The 19,076-nt window shown below is 61.4% G+C and carries 8 protein-coding genes; 5 read left to right on the forward strand and 3 right to left on the reverse strand.

Annotation, left to right across the window (positions count from 1 at the left end; genetic code table 11):
• The first annotated feature begins 43 nt into the window (after window positions 1-43).
• From LPB405_RS04035 to LPB405_RS04045, 3 genes are all read left to right on the forward strand, one after another.
• Window positions 44-3,991 carry a S8 family serine peptidase gene (locus tag LPB405_RS04035; protein WP_219102046.1) on the forward strand — a complete coding sequence of 1,316 codons (3,948 nt, stop codon included), beginning with the start codon at window positions 44-46 and terminating at the stop codon, window positions 3,989-3,991.
• 261 nt (window positions 3,992-4,252) lie between these two features.
• Window positions 4,253-8,239, forward strand: coding sequence for a S8 family serine peptidase (locus LPB405_RS04040; RefSeq protein ID WP_219101976.1), 3,987 nt, complete (start codon window positions 4,253-4,255; stop codon window positions 8,237-8,239).
• 415 nt (window positions 8,240-8,654) lie between these two features.
• A complete protein-coding gene (locus tag LPB405_RS04045) occupies window positions 8,655-12,695 on the forward strand; it encodes a S8 family serine peptidase (RefSeq protein ID WP_219101977.1) in 4,041 nt (1,346 codons plus the stop codon).
• A 96-nt stretch (window positions 12,696-12,791) separates the two neighbouring features.
• Here the strand turns inward: LPB405_RS04045 and LPB405_RS04050 are convergent, their stop codons facing one another.
• Window positions 12,792-13,094 (reverse strand): hypothetical protein, encoded by a 303-nt coding sequence (locus LPB405_RS04050; RefSeq protein WP_060824030.1) that lies wholly within the window; start codon window positions 13,092-13,094, stop codon window positions 12,792-12,794.
• 288 nt (window positions 13,095-13,382) lie between these two features.
• Between LPB405_RS04050 and nadE the strand changes: the two genes are divergently transcribed.
• Window positions 13,383-14,216, forward strand: a complete 834-nt coding sequence (gene nadE, locus LPB405_RS04055) for an ammonia-dependent NAD(+) synthetase (RefSeq protein ID WP_219101978.1) — start codon at window positions 13,383-13,385, stop codon at window positions 14,214-14,216.
• 89 nt (window positions 14,217-14,305) lie between these two features.
• On the opposite strand, the gene LPB405_RS04060 is transcribed toward nadE, so the two are convergent.
• On the reverse strand, window positions 14,306-15,865 hold the full coding sequence (locus tag LPB405_RS04060) for an MATE family efflux transporter (protein WP_219101979.1): 1,560 nt from the start codon (window positions 15,863-15,865) through the stop codon (window positions 14,306-14,308).
• A gap of 211 nt (window positions 15,866-16,076) precedes the next feature.
• The gene (locus tag LPB405_RS04065; RefSeq protein WP_049356104.1) at window positions 16,077-17,717 is read right to left on the reverse strand and encodes a Na+/H+ antiporter; all 1,641 of its coding nucleotides are present in this window, start codon (window positions 17,715-17,717) and stop codon (window positions 16,077-16,079) included.
• 435 nt (window positions 17,718-18,152) lie between these two features.
• Between LPB405_RS04065 and pdxS the strand changes: the two genes are divergently transcribed.
• Window positions 18,153-19,058: a pyridoxal 5'-phosphate synthase lyase subunit PdxS gene (gene pdxS, locus LPB405_RS04070; RefSeq protein WP_049333865.1), complete on the forward strand. Its 906-nt coding sequence runs from the start codon at window positions 18,153-18,155 to the stop codon at window positions 19,056-19,058.
• Window positions 19,059-19,076 lie beyond the last annotated feature (18 nt).

Consider the following 19,076-nt stretch of genomic DNA (forward strand, 5'->3'; position numbering starts at 1 on the left):
GTCGCATCGACGCCGAATCGGCAGCGGGCTACTCACCCTCAGCATGGCACTGAGCCCCCTCGCAGCCCTGGGCACCACCGCCCACGCCGCGGAAGACCCCGACGCCGTCAAGCAGGTACTCAGCGAAAGCATGAAGAACGCCAGCGGCACCGTCACCGCCTTCGTCCGCTTCAAGGGTAAGGGCGCCTTTGAACAGACCCAGCCCGCAGGCGTACGCGCCGGCGTGCAGGCACCCGTCAACACCAGCTCACAGGTGCAGGCAATCGCCTCCCAGGTGCAGAGCCAGGCACAGCAGGTCAGCAGCCAGTCCGGCGCGCAGGTCCTCTACACCACCCACAACGCAGTACGCGGCGTGGCAGTGCGCGGTGACGCAGAGTCCATCAAGGCACTCGCCAACCGCTCCGACGTAGAGAAAATCTCGCCCATCCTGCCCAAGTACCGCCAGAACGCGGGCGCCGCTATTGACGCAGGCTCCCTCGCCACCTGGACCGGCACCACCAACCCCGCCGGCGCGGGCGGATACACCGGCAAGGGCGTGAAGATCGCCGTCATCGACTCCGGCATCGACTACACCCACACCGACTTCGGTGGTAGCGGCAAGCTCGAAGACTACGAGAAGGCATCCAAGCTCACCGAGTTGCCCTCCGCAGACTCCGGCCTCATCAACCGCACCAAGGTTGCTGGCGGCTACGACCTCGTTGGTGACGCCTACGACGGCACCAACACCGCAACCCCCGACGGCAACCCGCTCGACTGCACCACCGGCGGCCACGGCACCCACGTGGCAGGCACCGCGGCAGGCTACGGCGTGAACGCCGACGGCTCGACCTTCACCGGCGACTACAGCAAGCTCACCGCAGAGCAGCTCAAGACCATGAAGATCGGCCCCGGTGTCGCCCCCGACGCTGAAATCTACGCCTTCCGCGTCTTCGGCTGCAGCGGCAGCACCAACGTCGTCATTGAGGCACTCGACCGCACCCTCGACCCCAACGGTGACGGCGACTTCTCCGACCGCGCGAACGTGGTCAACATGTCCCTCGGTGGCGAATTCTCCCCGCAGGACGACCCCGAAGCCTACGCCGTTGACGCACTCACCCGCGCCGGCGTGCTCTCCGTCATCTCCGCGGGTAACGCCAACGACTACAGCCTGCGCGGCGACACCTACTCCAACTCCGGTCACCCCGCCACCGCAGCCAGCGCAATCACCGTAGCTAACGCCTACGGCTCCACCCGCGCCGTCGATGCGGCAGAGCTGACCGACCCCGCCACCGGCACCACCCGCAAGGTACGCGGCGACTACAGCGTCTCCTACCCCTGGGCACAGGCAGGTAGCAAGGAATTCACCGGTGAAGTCACCGCAATCTCCGAGAACAACCGCTACGCCTGCAACGCCCTCAGCGCTACTGAAGCGGCAGCTGTAAAGGGCAAGTGGGTGCTCATCGACTGGGCTGAAGCTAACGGTGACCTCACCTGCGGCTCCAAGGTGCGCTTCGACAACCTGGAGGCGGCAGGCGCCAAGGGCGTACTGCTTGCAGGCCATGACGAAGAGCCCGGCCTGGGTATTGCCGGTAACGACACCCTGCCCGGTTTCCGCCTGGCAGCATCCGCCGCTAAGGACCTGCGCGCACAGATCACCGCAGCAGAAGCGGCAGGCAAGCCCCTGACCGTGCGCCTCGGCAACGACCTGAAGTCCTCCCTGCGCGTGGACACCGACAAGCTGGATCAGCTGAACCCCATGAGTGCCCGCGGCTTCCACGGCAGCTACGGCTACACCAAGCCCGACATTGCGGCACCCGGCTCGTACATCACCTCCGCGGCGGTGGCGACCGGTAACAACTCCGTGACCTTCAGCGGCACCTCCATGGCGGCACCCTACGTGACCGGCTCCGCCGCCCTGGTCATGCAGAGCCACCCGACCTACACCCCCGCACAGGTCAAGTCCGCCCTCATGAACACCGCCACCCACGATGTGCGCACCGAATCCGGTGCCGCATACGCGGTGGATCGCGTGGGTGCTGGACGAGTCGACACCCTCGCTGCCGTGCAGTCGAAGTCCCTCGTCTACAACGCTGACAAGAGCGGTACCGTGTCCCTGAGCTTCGGCGTGCTTGAGTACGCACCGGATGCTGGCGTTCAGACCCTCACCCGCGAGGTGACGGTTGAGAACACCGACTCTGTGGCGCACACCTACGCTCTGTCCTACGCTGAAAGCACTAATATTCCCGGTGTGGAATATTCCTTCCCCTCCTCGGTCACCCTCGCACCCGGTGAGACCAAGAAGTTCGAACTGAGCGTGCGCATCGACCCGGCCAAGCTGGAGAAGACCCGTGACCCGGCAATGGACGTAACCCAGAACGCAACTGACTACTACACCGGCAACGAAACTGTACCCCCACAGTACCGTCAGTACATTGCGAGCGCATCCGGCCGACTCGTCCTCACTGAAGACGGCACCAAGGCACTGCGCCTGCCCATCCACGTGGCACCCAAGCCCGTGAGCACCATGCACGCTGCCGAAGACACCGTCACCTTCACCCAGAAGCCCTCTAGCGACGAGGCACAGAAGGCAGACACCGGCTGGACCAAGTCCCAGATTTCGCTGCGCGGCACCGAGGTCAACCAGGGCGGCTACCGCTCCCTGCTCGGTGCTTTCGAGTACGGTGCGAGCGTGGACCGTGTGGCTCCCACCTCGCTGTCGCTGAACAGCAACGTTAAGGCGAACCTGCAGTACGTTGGTGCTTCCTCGGATGCGCCCACGCTGAAGGCTGCCGGCGGCAACGCCGATGACGGCACCCTGCGCTTCGGTATCTCCACCTGGGCGAACTGGGATGTTGTCTCCTACGAGAACACCTTCACCGTAGAAATCGACACCGACGGTAACAACCGTGCCGACTACAAGCTGGTCACCGACCGAGCTAAGGGCCTGGACTACCCGCTGGTTCGCCTCTACGGCTACAAGAACGGCAACCTCGTTGAGCTCGCCTACTACCCGCTCAACGGCGCCTGGGGTGATGTGGACACCAACATGATGGACACCAACACCCTCATCATGGGTGCACCCCTCAAGGACCTGGGCCTGACCAGTGCAAACAACCCGGACATCCAGTACCGAGTTAGCGCAACCACCCAGTACGAGTGGGGTAACGTCAGCGAAACCGGCTGGATCAAGTACCGCCCCTTCAGCCCCAAGCTGTGGTTCAGCGGCGACTCCTCCGCCGTGGCTGGCCTGCACCCGGATGCCTCCACCACCACCCTGATGGCGCACCGCTCCGCTGACGCGATCCCCGCGCTCGGTGAATCCGGCGCACCCGCCAAGGCGCTGCTGCTGCACCTGCACAACGGTACCGGCGACCTCTCCGGCACCAACGGCGCCAAGGGCAACCGCGCCGAGGTGCTGAGCATCAAGGAGCAGCAGACCGAGTACATTACTCCGTCCCGCTTCACCGATGTGAAGAGCGGCGACCAGTTCTACACCGAAATTTCTTGGCTGGCTCAGCGTCGCATCACCACCGGCTACCCGGACGGCACCTACCGCCCGCTGGAGTCCGTGGAACGTGGCGCAATGGCGGCGTTCTTCTACCGCATGCAGGGTTCCCCGCAGTTCACTGCCCCCTCCACTCCGAGCTTCAAGGACGTGCCCACCACGCACCCCTTCTACAAGGAGATTGAGTGGATGAAGGCTCAGGGCATCACCACCGGCTACTCGGACGGCACGTTCCGCCCCTCCGCACCGGTGAACCGTGACGCCATGGCTGCGTTCTTCTACCGTGCAGCGGGTTCCCCGCACGTGGACCTGCCCGCAACCAGCCACTTCAGCGATGTTTCCACCGATAACCAGTTCTACCGTGAAATCACGTGGCTGGCTTCGAAGGGCATCAGCACCGGCTGGCCGGACGGAACCTACCGCCCGGTGACTCCCATTGCCCGCGACGCAATGGCGGCGTTCATCTACCGCTACACCGAGAAGGTTGCTAACCAGACCGGCCGCTAGACGGTAGTGAACCGTTAGCGAACAGTTCGGGTCCCCTCCCGCCTCCTGCCCCCTCCCACCCCATGTAGGGGGTGGGAGGGGCACCCGGAACCGGCAGGCTCCGGGGCTTAAAGTCCCGGGACCTCTCAAGTTTTGGTGGCGGTTTCACCGGCGGATGCACTCACTCGTCGTCTTCCGGTGGGGCCGCCTCCGCACATCACCGATATACAACCACAGAGCACACAGCACCATCGAAAAATAGAAAATCCGAAGGAGGATTCCATGACAACGCCTCATGCGCCACGCCGCAGAATGAAGGCTGTCGGTGCGACCGGTTTGAGTGCGGCTCTTGCCCTGACTCTCGGCGTTCCCGCCACTTTCTCTGTAGCTCACGCTCAGAGCCCCCAGCAGGTCGAAGGAAACACTGCGAGCGCGTCCGGTAACGCTGCTTCGCGTATCAGCCCGGGTCTGCAGAAGGCTGAAGGCCAGATCACCGTGTATGTTCAGTTCAAGGGCAAGGGTGCGTATGAGCAGACCCAGTCCGCGGCTGTTCTGGCACGTAAGGAGGCGCCGGCGAACCGTCAGGCGCAGGTGCAGGCTATTGCAGCTCAGGTGCAGTCGCAGGCTCAGTCTGTGGCGGCCGCTTCTGGTTCTAAGCTGATGTACACCACGCATAATGCGATGCGTGGTGCGGCGATTACTGGTGATGCTGCGCAGATTCGTGCGTTGGCGGAGCGCCCGGATGTGGAGCGTATTTCGCCGATTATCGCGAAGGAGCGCATGAACTCCGGTAGCGAGATTGATACGAAGACTCTTGCCACGTGGACTCGTGAGAATACGGGGTACACGGGTAAGGGCGTGAAGATTGCGATCGTTGACTCCGGTGTTGACTATACGCACGCTGATTTTGGTGGCCCCGGTACGGTGGATTCGTACCTGAAGGCTAAGGCGATGACGGAGCTTCCGTCCGCTGATTCGGGTCTGATTGATCGTAATAAGTTCATTGGCGGCATTGACCTGGTCGGTGATGACTACAATGCGTCGGTGGCTGAGAAGTCGACTCCGCAGCCGGATAATAACCCGCTGGATTGCCGCCCGGATGGTTTCGGTTCTGGCGGTCACGGCACGCACGTGGCGGGTACTGCCGCCGGTTACGGTGTGACGGCGAACGGTACGACTTACCGTGGCGATTACAAGAACCTGACGGAGGAGCAGCTGAAGGGCATGTCTATTGGCCCCGGTACTGCTCCTGATGCTCAGATTTTGGCGATTCGCGTGTTCGGTTGCTACGGCAATTCGAGTGTTGTGATGAAGGCGCTTGATACCGTGATGGACCCGAATGGTGACGGTGATTTCTCTGACCGCGCCGACATTGTGAACCTGTCGCTCGGTGGCGAGTTTGCCCCGGCTGACGACCCTGAGTCGTACATGATTAATACGATGGCGCGCCAGGGTGTGTTCACTGTGGCCGCTGCCGGTAACGCCAATAACTACAACGGTGTGGGTGACACCTACTCCGATTCGGGTAGCCCCGCGAATGCGGCTGCGGCGCTGTCGGTGGCGAACGCCTACGGCTCCACTCAGCCGATTGACCGTGTCCGCGCGACCACGAAGACTGGTTTGGAGTGGTTGCAGGGTGATTACTCGGTGAACTTCGATTATTCGAAGGCGTCCGCTGATCAGCTGCGCGGTGAGGTTGTTGCCGCACCGAAGCGTAACCGTTACGCTTGCGAGGCTTTCACCGCTGAAGAGGCGAAGGCTTTGAAGGGTAAGTGGGTTTACTTCGAGTGGGATCAGGACGATTTGACGTTCCCGTGCGGTTCGAAGGTGCGTTTCGATAACGTTCAGGCTGCCGGCGGTGTTGGTGTGGTGATGGCCGGTAAGGCTGAGCGCTACACCATCGGCATTGGTGGTAATGCGACCATTCCGGGTCTGCGTCTGACTGCTTCTTCGACGAAGGACCTGGAGAAGGCTCTGGCAGCCGGTCCGGTGACCGTTGAGATGAACCTGGACTACAAGGCTTCAGGTCGTAGCTCCCACTCGCACGCTTTTGACCTGAATTCTTCGAGTGCTCGCGGTCAGCACGGTTCTGATGGCTTCATTAAGCCTGACCTTGCGGCGCCGGGTACTGAGATTGTCTCTGCCGCTGTGGGCATGGGTAATAAGGGTGTTTCCTTCACCGGTACCTCCATGGCGACCCCGCATGTGACCGGTATTGCCGCTCTGGTGATGCAGGCGCATCAGGATTACAACCCGCAGATGATTAAGGCTGCGCTGATGAACGGCGCGTCCACCCCGATCAAGAATGAGCAGGGTGCGCAGTACGCGGTGGATCGTGTGGGTACGGGCATGGTGAATGCTCGCGCCGCCGTGGACGCGAAGGTTATCGCGTACGATGCGAAGACCCCCGAGCGTGTTTCAACCGCGTTTGGTGTGCTGGAGTACACCCCCGATTCGGGTATTCAGACTGTTCAGCGTGAAATCGTGCTGGACAACACCGATTCGCAGGCTCACACCTACACTCTGAGCTACGAGGCAAGCACGACCATCCCGGGTGTGGAGTACTCCTACCCGCAGCAGGTGAGCGTGGGTGCCGGTGAGCGTAAGAACGTGACCGTGACCGTGCGTATTGACCCGTCCAAGCTGGAGAAGACCATGGACCCGGCGATGAGCGCCGACCAGGTTGCTCAGGACTGGACGAACGGTAAGACTCTGGCTGCTGGTAAGCGCCAGTACATTGCGAGCGCTTCTGGTCGCCTGATTTTCTCTGAGAATGGCCGCGAAGCGATCCGCCAGTCGATTCATGTGGCGCCGAAGCCTGTTTCGGCGATGCGTGTTGATGCGTCCCGTATTGACTACAAAGGCACTGCAGATAAGGAGTCCACGGTGACTCTGCGCGGTACGACCCTGAACCAGGGCGGTTACCGTTCGCTGCTGGGTGCGTTTGAGCTGGGTGCGGTCAGTGACCGCATTCCGTCCGGTCAGCTGAAGCTGCCGTCGAACCAGTCTGTTGACCTGCAGTATGTGGGTGCCGCCTCGGACGCTCCGGCGTTGAAGGCTGCCGGTAAGAACCCGAACGATGGTTCTCTGTTCTTCGGTATTTCGACCTGGGGCACCTGGGACAGCATGCACTGGGGCCGTCAGGTACAGGTGCAGATCGATACGAACAACGACTCCACCGCAGATTACGTTCTGGAAGTAACCCGCGAGAAGGGTCTGGACTACCCGCTGGTGAAGGTCTGGTCCATCTCCGGTAACGCATCCACCGTGGTGGCTCGCTACCCGCTCAACAGCGCCTGGGGCGACACCGACACCAACATCATGGACACCAACACTATGATTCTGGGTGTACCGCTGAAGGACCTGGGCCTGACCGCTGAGAAGGCTCAGAGCATCAAGTACACGGTGCAGACCGACACCTGGTACAACGAGGGTAACTCCTACGTGGACACCACCTCGGCTATCGAGTACTCCCCCTTCAAGCCCGGTGTTTGGTTCACCGGTGAGGAGTCGGGCGTACCCGGCCTGTTCGTGGATCGTGACGGCGGTCAGCTGACCGTTCACCGCAAGAACAACAACAAGGAGCGTCAGGCTCTGTTCCTGCACATGCATAACGCGACCGGTGACCTGAGCGGCCGTAAGACCGCTAACGGTGTTGCCGCTGGCGACCGTGCGCAGGTCGTGAAGGTGGCTCGTACCATCCACGATGCACGTTTCACCGACGTTCCGGCGGATAACCAGTTCTACCGTGAAATCACGTGGATTGCTGCCCGTCAGATTGACCGCGGCTACCAGGACGGCACCTTCCGCCCGCTGAACAACATGGACCGCGCAACCATGGCTGCGTACTTCTACCGCATGAGCGGCTCGCCGCAGTACACCGCACCGTCCACCCCGAGCTTCTCGGATGTTCCGCTCAACCACCCCTACTACAAGGAGATTGAGTGGATGAAGGCTCAGGGCATCACGACCGGCTGGCCCGATGGCACCTACCGTCCGGAGGGTTCGGTGAACCGTGACGCGATGGCTGCGTTCTTCTACCGTTACGCAGGTTCGCCCGAGTACACTGCCCCCGCGCAGGCTCGTTTCACGGACGTTCCGACCGACAAGCAGTTCTACCGCGAGATTTCGTGGCTGGCTGAGCAGGGCGTGACCACCGGTTGGCCCGATGGTTCGTTCCGCCCCGTGGAGCCGGTGCACCGCGACGCTATGGCGGCGTTCGTGTACCGCTACAGCACGGGTGTGCTGAAGGAAAGCCCTGAAATCTAAGGTTTCGTAAGGTTCTACCGCTGTAGGTGCTTACCTCAAGGTTCTATCGAGGGAGCCGTACCGTTGCAGTTTATCTGCGGCGGTGCGGCTCCCTTTTTTGTGGCCGGGTGCTTTCTATTTACGCGTAATGTTCCGTAATACGAGTCTGACTAGGTTATATAAAGAATCGTTGAGACAATGAATGAAGGTTTCTTCACCAGGCGGCATGAACCTTGACGTTCACGCCGCATGGACACGCCATATGGACACGCCGGAGGCGCACCGCAGACACACTGTAGACATACTGCAGACGCAGCGCAGACGCACCGTAGCACTCTCGGTGCGGAACCCGCGTCGCAGAACCCTCCGCGCAGAACCCACAGTGAAGAAACCGCTAATAAACACACCCATCAATAAAAGAATCAAGGAGCATTCAGTGGCAACCTTCCCTGAAGCTACCCCCGCGCGAGCAGCCCGGCACACACAGCCGGGTCGCCTCAAGCAGCTGGCACGTAGCTGCGGCGCACTCACCCTGGGGCTCACCCTCGGGCTGACCGCTCTGCCGTTCGGTACCGCCGCCTACGCGGCACCGGGCGTAGTACGCGGCGCAGACCGGGACGCACCCCGCCATGACACCGGCACCGGCGAGAACAACAACGAAGTCCTCTCCCCCAGCCTGGACGGCGCCACCGGCGAACGCGCCGTGTTCGTCCGCTTTAAGGGTCAGGGCGCGTACGCCCAGACCCAGCCGGACGCGGTCCGCTCCCGCGCACAGGCACCCGTCAACGCGCAAGCACAGGTGCAGGCAATCCGCGCCAGCGTGCAGCAGCAGGGCGCCTCCGCGGCGAAGGAATCCGGCGCGCAGGTCCTGTACACCACCCACAACACGATGCGCGGCGTGGCGCTCTACGGTAACGTCGAGCAGATTCGTGCGCTCGCAAACCGCGACGATGTGGAACGCATCAGCATCATTGAGGACATGGCACCGCAGAACAGCGGCACCCTCATCGATACCGACACGCTCTCCGTGTGGGCGAAGAGCCCGGCGAACCCCGCCTCCACCGGCTACACCGGCAAGGGCGTGAAGATTGTCGTGCTCGACACCGGTATCGACTACACCCACGCCGATTTGGGCGGCCCCGGCACCAAGGAAGCCTTCGAAAAGGCGAAGGCATCCGACACGATTCCCGAGGGCACCTACGATCCGAAGAAGTTCCTTGGCGGCTACGACCTGGTCGGTGACGACTACAACTCCGGTAAGAAGGAAACCTCCACGCCCCACCCGGATAACAACCCGCTCGACTGCGGCGGCCACGGTAGCCACGTGGCGGGTACAGCGGCAGGTTACGGCGTGAACGCGGACGGCAGCACCTTCCACGGCGACTACTCCAAGCTCACCGAAGAGCAGCTCAAGGACATGAAGATCGGCCCCGGCTCCGCGCCGGACGCCCAGCTGATTGGCCTGCGCATCTTCGGTTGTAAGGGCACCACCGCGTTCGTCCCCAAGGGCCTGGACCGCGTGCTCGACCCCAACGATGACGGCGACTTCTCCGACCGCGCCGACATCGCGAACCTGTCGCTCGGCAACGAGTTCGGCGTGTTCGATGAGACCGTGAACTACGCGGTCGGCTCCCTCTACCGTGAGGGCATCCTCTCCGTGGTTGCGGCGGGTAACGCCAACAACTACAACGCCGTGGGCGACACCTACTCCAACTCGGGCGGCCCCGGCACCAGCGCCTACGGCCTGACCGTGGCGAACTCCATCGGCTCGACCCAGCTGGTGGACCGCGTGAAGATTCTCGCCCCCGCGAACGAGGCGGACACCTACGGCGACTACTCGGTGAACTTCGACTACTCGAAGGCGACCGAGGAGCAGCTACGCGGCACCGTGGTGCGTGCCGCCTCCCGCAACCGCTACGCCTGCGAGGCATTCACCGAAGAGGAAGCTGCAGCACTGAAGGGCAAGTGGGCTCTCATCGACTGGGCGGACGCTGACGGGGCATCCCCCTGCGGTTCGAAGGTGCGCTTCGACAACCTGCAGGCGGCGGGTGCGACCGGCGTGGTGCTCACCTCGAACACTGAGGTCGGTGACACCGCTATCGGCGGTAACTCCGGTATTCCGGGCGTGCGCCTGGCAAAGAGCCAGGTGGAGCGCCTTTCCGCGCAGATTGATTCGGGTGAGCTGACCCTGCAGCTCGGCGAGAACCTGCGCGACTCGATTCGCGTGCCCAACGGCAAGCTGGATCAGGCGAACACCTCCACCGCGCGTGGTCTGCACGGTTCGCACGGCATCACCAAGCCAGATGTTGCGGCACCGGGCACGAACATTTCCTCCATCGAGGTTGGTAGCGGTACCGGTTCGAGCGTGAAGACCGGTACGTCCATGTCCACGCCCTTTGTTGCCGGTGTTGCGGCGCTGATCATGCAGGCGCACCCGGAGTACGGTCCGCGCATGCTTAAGACCGTCATCATGAACACTGCCGACCACCACATGCAGGACGCCTGGGGCAACCCCTACGCGGTGGACCGTGTGGGTACCGGCCGCATCAACACGCGTGCAGCGGTGGCTGACCGCGTCATGCTGTTCAACGCGGCACGCCCCGAACAGGTTTCGGACACGTTCGGCGTGCTCGAGTACACCCCGAACGCCGGTGTGCAGACCCTGCAGCACCGCGTGAGCGTTGAGAACACCGACTCGGTGGCACACACCTACACCCTGAACTATGAGGGCAGCACGAGCATCCCGGGTGTGGAGTTCTCCTACCCGCAGTCCGTGTCTGTGGGTGCCGGTCAGAAGGCAACGTTCACCGTGACGGTGCGCATTGACCCGTCGAAGCTGGAGAAGACCCGCGACCCGTCCATGTACCCGAACCAGGATTCGGTGAACTACTCGACCGGTGCGGTGACCATTTCGGGTGCCCGCCAGTACATTGCGAGCGCTTCGGGCCGCCTGATCCTGACCGATACTGATTCCTCGGCTGCGGTGAAGACCCTGCGCATGCCGCTGCATGTGGCACCGAAGCCTGTCTCCGCGATGCGTGTGGCTGGCTCCGATATCGCCTTCGATGCGGAGGGTTCCGGCGCGACCGAGCAGACCCTGACCCTGCAGGGTACCGCGGTGGATCAGGGCGGTTACCGCTCCCTGCTGGGTGCTTTTGAGCTGGGCGCTTCGAGCCCGCGCATCCCGACCGCGAAGCTGGGTGTGGGTTCGGATTCCCGCATGGACCTGCAGTACGTGGGTGCCGCCTCGAACGTGGCGGCGTTGAAGGCTGCCGGTGCGGACACCTCCGAGGCGAGCCTGTCCTTCGGTATTTCCACCTGGGGTAACTGGCAGGAGGTGACCCCGCGCGGCACCTACTACGTGTTCGTTGACACCGACAAGGACGGCACGAGCGACTACCGCCTGCAGACGGTGCGTGAGAAGGGCCTGGATTACCCGCTGGTGAAGGTTTCTAAGCGCAGCAACGGCAAGTGGCAGGCCATTGAGAACGCCCTGTATCCGCTGAACGGCACCTGGGGTGATACGGACACCAACATCATGGATTCGAACACTCTGGTGATGACTGTTCCGCTGAGCGTTCTGGGTCTGGACCCGGACGCCGAGTCCACTGAGATTTCGTACTCGGTGACCACTTCGAGCGCGTTCTCCGCTACGACTGTGGTTGATACGACTGATTCGGTGGTGTTCAACTATGCGGCACCGAAGCTGTGGTTCAGTGGCGATTCGGCGGGCGTGCCGAACCTGTTCGTGGACGCACCGGAGACTCAGCTGGTGGCGCACCGTAACGGCGACGCGAAGAACGTTTCTGCGCTGTTCCTGCACATGCACAATGCGACCGGTGACCTGTCCGGTACGAACGGTGCTGCGGGTGAGCGTGCGCAGGTTCTGCGTGTCTCGTCGAATTCTGAGGCTACCGCCGCGAGCGCGCACTTTACGGATGTTCCGGCGGATTACCCGTTCGTGAATGACATTAACTGGCTGGCTCAGCGTCGTATTACGACCGGCTACCCTGACGGCACGTTCCGCCCGAACGGTTCGGTGGAGCGCGGCGCGATGGCGGCGTTCTTCTACCGTATGGCGGGTTCGCCGCAGTTCACCGCGCCGAGCACCCCGAGCTTTAAGGATGTGCCGCGTGATCACCCGTTCTACAAGGAGATTGAGTGGATGCGTGCCCGCGGTATTACGACTGGCTGGTCGGATGGTACGTTCCGCCCGAATGCTGCGGTGAACCGTGACGCTATGGCGGCGTTCTTCTACCGTTTTGCGGGTTCGCCGGCGTATTCTGCTCCGGTGGCTTCGCCGTTTAGTGACGTGTCGGCCGGTAGCCAGTTCTACCGTGAGATTTCGTGGTTGGCTGAGCAGCGTATTACGACGGGTTGGGCTGATGGTTCGTTCCGTCCGGTTCAGCCGATTGAGCGTGGCGCGATGGCGGCGTTCTTGCACCGCTATAACGTGCGTGTGCTGAATAACCGCTAATCGGAGCGTTATATTTGAGCGCTAAATACCCCCGGTGGATGCTGTACGCATCTGCCGGGGGTATTTGCTTGCCTCACCCTGCCCGAGGCGGGCTAGTTAGCGCTGGCGGGCTTCTTTACGGTTGATTTTCTCAATGGCGGCTTCCACCTTGGACTTGCGGTGACTGAGCTTCCAGAGGCTAAAAGACTGCAGCAAGGTACTCTTACCTATCTCCACGAGGGAGGGCAGCCCCTGCCCGGTAAGCGCCTCATCGATTTCTTCCGGGGTGGCGCCCTGCTCCTTCATCTGCTCGACGATGATGTTCGCCTCCGCTATTTTCCCCGAGGTGAGCGGGTGGTTTTCGAGGCTGGTTTCGATGTCTACGAGCTCGTCGTAGAGTTCAGTTTTTGTTTTTGCCATGGTGCTGTCTTCACCGTCCTTGGTTGACGTGTTCTGTGGCGTAGCGGGTGTGTGGGTGTTTTCCCTCATCACCGGCTGTTTTGAACGGTATTTGAACCGTATGTTCATGCTAACAGCCGCACGGGTTGTCGCACAGGGTTTTTACCGGTGAGTATGCTGTGTATTTTCAGGGCTGAAACGATACTGAACCCACCGCGTACGCCGCGCTGAACGCACCGTGTGGAACACTACCTCGCCTCCCTCGGCGGTTCACCGCACGGGCTATAAGGTGGAGCGTACACTTAAGTCATGCGTGAATTACAGGCACAGATCATCCGTGAAATGGGCGTCAAGCCCAACATGACCGAAGAGCAGGCACGCGAAGAAGTGGAGCGCCGCATCCAGTTCATCTGCGACTACCTGGAAGCCACCGGAAGCCGCGGCCTGGTACTGGGCATCAGCGGCGGCATCGACTCCACCCTGGCGGGTCGCCTCTGCCAGCTGGCGGTGGACCGCCTCAACGAGCGTGGCCGCACCACCGAGTTCGTGGCGGTGCGCCTGCCCTACCGTGTGCAGCACGACGAAGAGGACGCGCAGGAGGCGCTACGTTTCATCCAGCCCACCCGCTCCCTGACCTTCAACATTGCCGAAGCCGTGGACGGTTTCGACAGCGCCTACACTGCCGCGACCGGCGAGCAGATCAGCGACTTCAACAAGGGTAATGTGAAGGCGCGCGCCCGCATGATTGCCCAGTACGCGATTGCTGGCGACCCCGGCTACCTGGTGGTCGGCACCGACCACGCGGCGGAGTCCATTACCGGCTTCTTCACGAAGTTCGGTGATGGCGGCGCGGACCTGCTGCCGCTGTACGGCCTGAATAAGCGCCAGAACCAGCTGTTGCTGCGTGTTTTGGGTGCGTCTGAGCGTCTGTGGGCTAAGCCGCCGACTGCTGACCTGCTGGACGGCGTGCCCGGCCGTACCGATGAGGATGAGCTGGGTCTGACGTACCCGCAGATTGACGACTACCTGGAGGGTAAGGAAATCGACGAGGCTGCGGCGGAGAAGCTGGAGCAGATTTACCTGCGTAGCCGCCACAAGCGCACTACCCCGGTGACGATTTTTGATTCGTGGTGGAAGAACTAGCGCCTCAACCGGCAAATGAACTAACGTAAAAGCCCCGAAATCCCTTGGTGGGAGTTCGGGGCTTTTACTATGCTTTTGCAGACCGAGGACTATGCCTTCTGTTCGGGCTGTGCGCCAGAAACCTGGGCAGCCTGAACGTCCGAATCCTCAGAACCTTCAGCCTCAACCTCAGCTTCAGCGGGCGGTACCTTCGCGCCACCCGTGGCGAGGAACAGCACCAGGCCCAACGCGCAGGCGAGCACCTGGGTGAAGGGGAACGCCCAGGTCAGGCCCTTAAAGCCGAACCACATGTTGCCGAAGTACACGGCGGGGAAGAACAGCAGCGCAATGCCGAGGGTCATCAGCATTGCCGGGCCGCCCTTACCGGCCGCCTGGAACCAGGACACAAACACGATGCTGACCGCGTTGAACACGGCGGCGAGCATCAGCGCGACCATGACCTCTTCACCGGTGGAGACCAGACGCTCATCGCCAACCACGGCGAGCAGTTCGCGGCGGAAAATCAGCACCGGAATGGTGATGGCCGCGGAGGTAATAACCGACAGGATCGTTGCGGTGCGTAGCGCCTGCTTCACGCGGGCGCCGTTGCGGGCACCGTACGCGTAGGCGTACAGCGGGATACCGCCCATGCACAGGCCCATACACAGCATTTCGGGCACCATGTTCAGGCGCATTGCCAGGCCGAACGCCGCCACGGTGTCGTCACCGTAGGAGGCGGCGAGGTTGTTCAGCAGCAGGGCGGCGAAGATCAGGTTCAGGCTCTGAATGAGCTCAGCGGCACCGACTGCAACCACGGGCTTAATGATGGCGGGGTCGAGGGAGAAGTCGCGGATGTTCGCGGAGAAGTTCTCGCTCTGACGCATCAGGAACAGCAGGTAGTACAGCATGGACGCACCGTTGGCCAGTAGCATCGCCCAGCCGGAACCGGCAATACCCATGCCCATGATGGCGATGAACAGCACGTCGAAGATGCAGGTGACGACGGTGCCGACAATAATGCCGTACATGGACTGCTTGGCGTAGCCTTCGGATCGGACCAGCTGCTCGAGGGTGAACATGCCAATGGCGAGGGGCGCTCCGAGGAACATGAGGTGCACGTAGATGCGGGTCGGCTCGTAGGAGCCGCCGGAGGCGCCCATGATGCCGGTAATCGGGTCGGCAAGGATGAAGCCGATAATGGCGGCGATAACGCCTACACCGAGTGCCGAGTAGAGCGCGAAGGAGGTGACGCGGTGGATTTCGTGGGCGGGCTGGCCCTCACCGAGCTTGCGGGAGGCGAGGGTGGAGGCGCCCAGACCGAACAGGCCCGCAATTGCCATGATGACGCCGAAGACGGGCACGCCGTAGCCGGTGGCGGCGAGCTCTTCAACGCTGCCGTAGTGGCCGACGAAGTAGGAGTTCACCACGTTGTAGATGCTGGTGATGGCGAGGCCCAGTGCCATGGGCACGCCGAGGGAGAGGAGCGCCTTGAGGATGGGGGCGTCTTTGAGCAGGTAGATGTTCTGCGGGTCTTCGCTTGCGCCATGCGGACCGTGGGGACCCTGAGGGCCGTGCGGGCCGTGTCCTGCGGCGGGTGCACCGTTGTTGGGTGCGGTGTTTTCAGAGGCACCGTTTTCGGGTGCGGTGTTTTCAGTCTGCTGAGGTGTCATAGATTCCTGTGGTTCTGGTCTGTGTTGTGCCCGGTGCGCGGTGAATGACGCGGCAAAAAGCACGATCCGCGCGAAAAACGGGCTAGTGTATTGTACCGTCTCCAGGTAGTGGTGGGTCTAGAGGTTTAGACATAAAAGTGACGAGGCGCCCCTCCCCCGCTCTTCGGGGTGGGACGCCTCGCCTCATACGTATCGCATGTAGGAGTGTGAGCTATTCGAGCTCAACCGGACCAAGCACGCGAACCTCCTCAATATCCAGGATTTCCTGAATCGCGTGGAGCACATTCGTGTCGATTATGCGCTCATTACGCAGGCGCTTGAGCACGCTGCGTTGCTTCTCCAAATGCCGCAGGCGCAGCTCTTTCTCAAGGTCGCCCGCTTCAATAATGCGGCGGGCTTCTTCCGGCGCATTCGCACCGTCTTTACGAACGGCGTGCAGGTTGCGGTGTATACTCGCGTTGTACATCTGTTCGTCGGCAATGCGGTCGATAATCCACTGTGGTGCACCAATTTCCTGGCCGATCTCAGCCACAGAGTCGAAGGACTCGGCAATGATCGTGCGGATTGCTTCATTAATCTCATCTTCTTCGGTGGTATCAACCGGAATTTTCGCCCACCTAATAACGAGCGGCAGGAGCATCCCCTGAACCACCATCGACAGCAGAACCACGCCCGCAACAACAAAGATAATAAAGTCACGCGCGGGAACATCAGTCGGCACGGAGAGAGCCACCGCGAGGGAAACACCGCCGCGCAGTCCCGCAAAGGTACTCACTACACGGCCACGGAAAGTTGTGCGCAGCTGCTTCTGCTTTTCTGAACGGTCAAGGGCACGAATAATACCGATCGAGACGTGCAGGAAAATAAAACGCGCCGCAATGGAAACAAGCCATGCCACCACAATCACGGCGAACGTCAAAGCCCACGCATAGTTGTATTCACGAAGAACATCATCCACAGGCGCTGTGGCGCTGGGCAGCTGAACACCCACGAGCACGAAGAGCGCACCGTTCATGACATAGGAGACAAACGACCAGATGGGCAGACCGTAGAAACGGTTTTGGGGTTTGATGGTATCCGGTCCGCGATAGGTCAGGTAGAAAGCGGCGACCACCACAGCCACCACTCCGGAACCTTTCATGCCCTCAAAAGGCTCGATCTCTTCAGCCAGGAAGAAAGCAATAAACGGCACGGTAAACATGAACACGCTGAAGTTCATGGGGTTGCCGATGTGCGCACGCAGCTTATCTACACCCCATCCGACGGCCAGGCCAACGAGAGTTCCAATCAGGAACGAGAAGAAGAACATTCCGGATGCAGTCCCCAGGGTAAGTTCATGACCACCCGCAAGCTGCAGGGCGAGTGCGAAAAGAACTAGGGTGGTGCCGTCGTTAATGAGTGCTTCCGCTTTAAGGGTGGTGATGGAAGATTTGGGGAGTTTGCCGTTGAGCGTTGCCACGGCCACAGCATCGGTGGGGGCGAGCGCCACACCGATAATCAGCGCCACATGCCACAGGTAGACGCCCATAAATGTGTGAAGCACCCAGGCGATAACGAACGCCGTGAAAATTACGAGCACCGTGCCCGAGAGCAGAATGCCGCGCAGACGAGCGCGCGCCTCACGCCAGGAGGTGTTTCGGGTCTCCCAGAACAGCATCACGGGCAGGAAGATTTCGAGAATCACGTGCGGTGGCAGCCCGACCTCGCGCACCTCGTGCATGGCGTGAACGGGGATGAGCGCCAGCACAAGCCCCAGGAAAATGAGCAGAATGGCGGGGGTTATCCGTATTTTATGGGCGAGGATATTACCCAGAAGAATTGCCAGCGATAGGGCAATGATGACTTCAAGCAATTTGGTGTGTTCCTTTTGGATGTGGCGGCTGGTTCATGGTGTGCGTCTGATAGACGGCTGATGTCCGCGAGTGTGCGGGTGCCAGGGTGCCCAAAATGTTTTGCTCGTTCCCTGGGCCGTGAGGCTTCCGCGTGGGGACGAGTGCGGGCGTAGCTTCTGTATTTTACCGTTGTTCAGTGCGGGTGGGTGGATGTTTACCCTGAGCAAAACCTTGCCTTATGGCCGCTCGGGATGTGAGTTTATGGGAGGCGACCTGCGTGCATCCGGCGGGTCTGCTCAGCCGGGCCTGCTCAGCCCATGAACCGCCCTACTCTAACCGCTTTTCATGACGTTTTGTGTCGTTCTGACGTGAACTTGGGGTCGTACTGTGTCAGAGAACAGAAAATCCGCCCCTGTGAGTGCGCGCGAACACTCAGAACGTGAGAAGATAAGGTCATGACTGATAACAACACCGTAACCGGCAGCCCGCTTGTTAAGCGCGGCCTGGCCGACATGCTCAAGGGCGGCGTCATCATGGACGTCGTCACCCCCGAACAGGCTAAGATCGCTGAAGATGCTGGCGCTGTTGCCGTCATGGCTCTCGAGCGCGTTCCCGCGGATATTCGTGCGCAGGGCGGCGTGGCTCGTATGTCTGACCCGGACATGATTGAGGGCATCATTGATGCTGTTTCGATTCCGGTCATGGCGAAGGCACGCATCGGCCACTTCGTTGAGGCTCAGATCCTGGAGACCCTGAAGGTCGACTACATTGACGAGTCCGAGGTTCTCTCCCCCGCTGACTACGTGAACCACATTGACAAGCACCAGTTCAAGGTGCCTTTCGTGTGTGGTGCTACCAACCTGGGTGAGGCTCTGCGCCGCATCACCGAGGGTGCCGCTATGATCCGTTCGAAGGGCGAGGCTGGCACCGGTGACGTCTCTGAGGCGACCAAGCACATCCGCACCATTAAGCGTCAGATTGCTGAGCTGCAGGGCCTGTACAACACCATGCCCGACGAGCTGTACGTGAAGGCTAAGGAACTGGCTGCACCGTACGAGCTGGTTCTTGAGGTTGCTCAGACCGGTAAGCTGCCCGTCGTGATGTTCACTGCTGGTGGCGTGGCTACCCCCGCTGACGCCGCGATGATGATGCAGCTGGGCGCTGACGGCGTGTTCGTTGGTTCCGGTATCTTCAAGTCGGGCGACCCGGTTGCTCGTGCGAAGGCTATTGTGAAGGCTACTGCTTTCTACAATGACCCGGAGAAGGTTGCTGAGGCTTCTCGCGGCCTGGGTGAGGCTATGGTCGGCATTAACGTTGCTGACATTCCGGCACCGCACCGCCTGGCGGAGCGCGGCTGGTAATTCGTGCGCGCACCCCGT

The organism is Rothia mucilaginosa, from assembly GCF_019334805.1.
In the GTDB taxonomy this organism is placed as follows: domain Bacteria; phylum Actinomycetota; class Actinomycetes; order Actinomycetales; family Micrococcaceae; genus Rothia; species Rothia mucilaginosa_C.